Consider the following 3,839-nt stretch of genomic DNA (forward strand, 5'->3'; position numbering starts at 1 on the left):
TTTTATTTTGAAAACGATAGTTTGATTAAACTATTTTTTGAAATATTATATTGAATATTTAAACTAATTAGTCTTATTTTTTGAACCACATAAGTCATTTAAGTCCATTTAAGTTTTGAATAAAGAATTTTGAAATTTTAATTTCGTTGCTTTCTAGCCCTGATTGAAGCGGAAAGCTACGAAATTAAAAAAACTATTTTTTCTTGCAACAACAGAGCGACCAAAGGAAGCTCCTGTTGTTGTTTAGAAATATATTTTTTTTTAGTGAGTACTTGAAGCGGAAAGCGGGATTGGCTTCAAGTTATAATAATTTTATTTTTTGAATGCTCTTGTTCCTGGAAAATAAGCGACATCGTTTAATTCTTCTTCGATACGCAATAATTGGTTGTATTTTGCCATACGATCGGAGCGAGAAGCGGAACCAGTTTTTATTTGACCACAGTTTAATGCTACAGCTAAGTCTGCAATGGTATTGTCTTCTGTTTCTCCCGAACGGTGGGACATTACTGAAGTATAACCTGCATTATGTGCCATATTTACAGCTGCGATAGTTTCGGTTAATGTTCCTATCTGGTTCACTTTTACCAAGATAGAATTTGCAATCCCTTCTGAAATTCCTCGAGATAAACGAGTTACATTTGTTACAAATAAATCGTCTCCAACAAGTTGTGTTTTGTGTCCGATTTTTTCGGTTAGGTATTTCCATCCTTTCCAATCGTCTTCGTACATTCCGTCTTCGATAGAAATAATTGGATATTTTGAAGCTAATTCGGCTAAATAATCTGCTTGTTCTTCCGACGTTCTGATTTTTCCTGTCGCTCCTTCAAATTTTGAATAGTCGTATTTTCCGTCTACATAAAACTCTGAAGCGGCACAGTCTAATGCGATCATAATATCATCGCCAAAAGCATATCCTGCACTTTCGACTGCTTTTTTGATAGTATCTAAAGCATCTTCGGTTCCGCCAGCAAGGTTTGGCGCAAAACCTCCTTCGTCACCTACTGCTGTAGATAAACCTCTGTCGTGCAATACTTCTTTCAAACTGTGAAAAATTTCGGTTCCCATTTGCATGGCTTGTGTGAAAGAAGTTGCAGATACTGGAATAATCATAAATTCTTGAAACGCAATAGGTGCATCGGAATGTGAACCACCATTGATGATATTCATCATAGGAACTGGTAAAGTATGAGCAGAAACTCCACCTATATATCTATATAATGGCAATCCTAATTCATTTGCTGCTGCTTTCGCTGCTGCTAAAGAAACGCCAAGAATAGCATTTGCTCCTAGATTTGATTTATTAGGCGTTCCGTCTAAATCGATCATGATTTTGTCGATTAGATTTTGCTCGAAAACAGAAGTTCCAAGTAATTCGGAAGCGATTATTGTATTTACATTTTCTACGGCTTTTAGTACTCCTTTTCCAAGATACGCTTTTCCGCCATCACGCAATTCCATCGCTTCATGTTCGCCAGTTGATGCTCCAGATGGCACTGCTGCGCGTCCTAAAACTCCATTTTCTGTTACTACATCGACTTCGATAGTTGGGTTTCCTCTTGAATCGAAAATTTGTCTTGCGTGAATTTTGATAATTATGCTCATTATAATTTTAGATTTATGATTTTAGACTTTAGATTTACCCTTGGACTACACTCAGGGTTATAATGCAAATATATTTAAAGTTTAATAATACTATATTTTTAGATAACGTTTTAGTTTTTTGAAAGTTTTATATTTTCGATAAAATCATCAAACAAATAACTAGAATCGTGTGGACCTGGGCTTGCTTCTGGGTGATATTGTACAGAGAAACAATTTTTGCTTTTCATGCGCATTCCCGCAACAGTCAAGTCATTGATATGCAAATGGGTGATTTCTAAATCAGGATGATTGTCTAATTCTTCTTTATTGACAGCGAATCCGTGGTTTTGCGAAGTTATTTCGCCTTTACCTGTTACTAGATTTTTTACTGGATGGTTTATTCCTCTATGCCCGTTGAACATTTTATAAGTCGATACTCCATTTGCCAAGGCAATTACTTGGTGTCCCAAGCAAATTCCGAAAAGCGGATTGTTGTTTGAAATAATTTCTTTCGCAACTGAAATGGCACTTTCTAAAGAATCCGGATCACCAGGACCATTAGATAAAAAATAACCGTCTGGATTAAATGCTGCTAAATCTTGATATGTTGCATTGTATGGAAATACTTTGATGTAACAATCTCTTTTGGAAAGATTACGAAGTATATTGGTTTTTATTCCTAAATCTAATGCTGAGATTTTATATTTAGCATTTTCATTTCCATAAAAATACGGTGCTTTTGTAGATACTTTTGATGCTAGCTCTAATCCTTTCATATCTGGAATTTGAACTAATTTCTTTTTTAGTTCTTCGATTGAAGTTCCATCGGTAGAAATCACAGCATTCATCGCGCCGTTGTCACGGATATAACTCACGAGTGCTCGAGTATCAACATCGGAAATACAAACTAGATTTTGTTTTTTGAAATAATCGAATAAATTACTTTCTGAATCTGGGCGGGAATGAAAATCTGAAAAATTTTTGCAAACTAATCCTGAAATCATGATTCTGTCTGATTCTATTTCGTCTTTATTTACACCATAATTTCCTATGTGTGCATTAGTTGCTACCATGATTTGTCCAAAATAAGATGGATCAGTAAATATTTCTTGGTAACCTGTTGTTCCTGTATTGAAACATACTTCTCCAAATGTAGTTCCGCTAATTCCGATTGATTTTCCGTGAAAGATGGTTCCGTCACTTAGTAGTAAAATTGCTGCTTGTTTTGTTGTGTGTTGCATTGTGTTGTTTAGTTGTGGTGCAAAAATAAAGCTTTTTTCTTAAATTGATAGAATCGATTAAGGAAATATAGTTTTCAAGTATTCGAATTTTTTACTCTTTAGCCCTGATGAAGTGAAAATCCTCCTCTCGTCTTTTTAGACGAGAGGAGATTGTAACGACAGCAGGAAAATGGTTTGCTGATAAATCCTGAACGATTCGCTCCAAAAAAAAAGGATAAACTAGTAAAAGTTTATCCTTAATATTTATGAACTGAATGTCATATTATTCTGCACTATCAGTAGTTTCTTCAGTTGTGTCAGCTGCAGCATCAGTAGTTGGTTCAGCTTTTTTAGCTTTTCCACCACGACGGCTTTTAGTTTTCACTTCTTCTTTCTTACCACCGTTGTATAGTTCGTTGAAGTCTACTAATTCGATCATTGCCATATCAGCATTATCTCCTAAACGATTACCTAATTTGATAATACGTGTGTATCCTCCTGGACGATCACCTACTTTAGCTGCTACGTCTCTGAACAAGTCAGTTACGGCATATTTGCTACGTAAGTAAGCGAAACATATACGACGATTGTGAGTTGTATCGTCTTTTGATTTTGTTATAAGCGGCTCAACAAACTGTTTAAGTGCTTTTGCTTTAGCGACAGTAGTGTTAATACGTTTGTGCTCGATTAGAGAACAAGCCATATTCGCAAGCATTGCTGCTCTGTGACCTTTCTGTCTGCTTAAGTGATTGAATTTTTTTCCGTGTCTCATGACCTATTTTTTTAAACCTTCATCTTGCTTCAATCCTCTTTGGAGAGCAAAATATGAAGTAATTTATTCTTTATCTAATTTGTATTTCGCTAAATCCATTCCGAAGGTTAAATTTTTAATAGCTACTAGTTCGTCTAGTTCTGTTAAAGATTTTTTACCAAAATTACGAAATTTCATTAAGTCATTTTTATTGAATGATACTAAGTCTCCTAATGTATCAACTTCAGCTGCTTTTAAGCAATTTAATGCTCTTACAGAAAGATCCA

At 35.0% G+C, this 3,839-nt stretch carries 4 protein-coding genes; all 4 read right to left on the reverse strand.

Annotation, left to right across the window (positions count from 1 at the left end; genetic code table 11):
• Window positions 1–312: 312 nt before the first annotated feature.
• The gene (gene eno / locus ACH2BG_RS04920; RefSeq protein WP_395046606.1) at window positions 313–1,602 is read right to left on the reverse strand and encodes a phosphopyruvate hydratase; all 1,290 of its coding nucleotides are present in this window, start codon (window positions 1,600–1,602) and stop codon (window positions 313–315) included.
• 110 nt (window positions 1,603–1,712) lie between these two features.
• Window positions 1,713–2,822: a glutamine-hydrolyzing carbamoyl-phosphate synthase small subunit gene (gene carA / locus ACH2BG_RS04925; RefSeq protein ID WP_395046607.1), complete on the reverse strand. Its 1,110-nt coding sequence runs from the start codon at window positions 2,820–2,822 to the stop codon at window positions 1,713–1,715.
• A 262-nt stretch (window positions 2,823–3,084) separates the two neighbouring features.
• Window positions 3,085–3,573 (reverse strand): 50S ribosomal protein L17, encoded by a 489-nt coding sequence (rplQ, locus tag ACH2BG_RS04930; protein ID WP_091476833.1) that lies wholly within the window; start codon window positions 3,571–3,573, stop codon window positions 3,085–3,087.
• 63 nt (window positions 3,574–3,636) lie between these two features.
• Window positions 3,637–3,839, reverse strand: a 203-nt coding sequence (locus ACH2BG_RS04935) for a DNA-directed RNA polymerase subunit alpha C-terminal domain-containing protein (protein WP_395046608.1), incomplete at its 5' end; no start/stop codon positions are given.

The organism is Flavobacterium sp., from assembly GCF_043779715.1.
Lineage (GTDB): Bacteria > Bacteroidota > Bacteroidia > Flavobacteriales > Flavobacteriaceae > Flavobacterium.

What these genes read in the sequence shown, in the direction of transcription:
- rplQ (WP_091476833.1), bottom strand. Translation starts at nt 3,573, where the DNA reads ATGAGACACGGAAAAAAATTCAATCACTTAAGCAGACAGAAAGGTCAC.
- carA (WP_395046607.1), bottom strand. Translation starts at nt 2,822, where the DNA reads ATGCAACACACAACAAAACAAGCAGCAATTTTACTACTAAGTGACGGA.
- eno (WP_395046606.1), bottom strand. Translation starts at nt 1,602, where the DNA reads ATGAGCATAATTATCAAAATTCACGCAAGACAAATTTTCGATTCAAGA.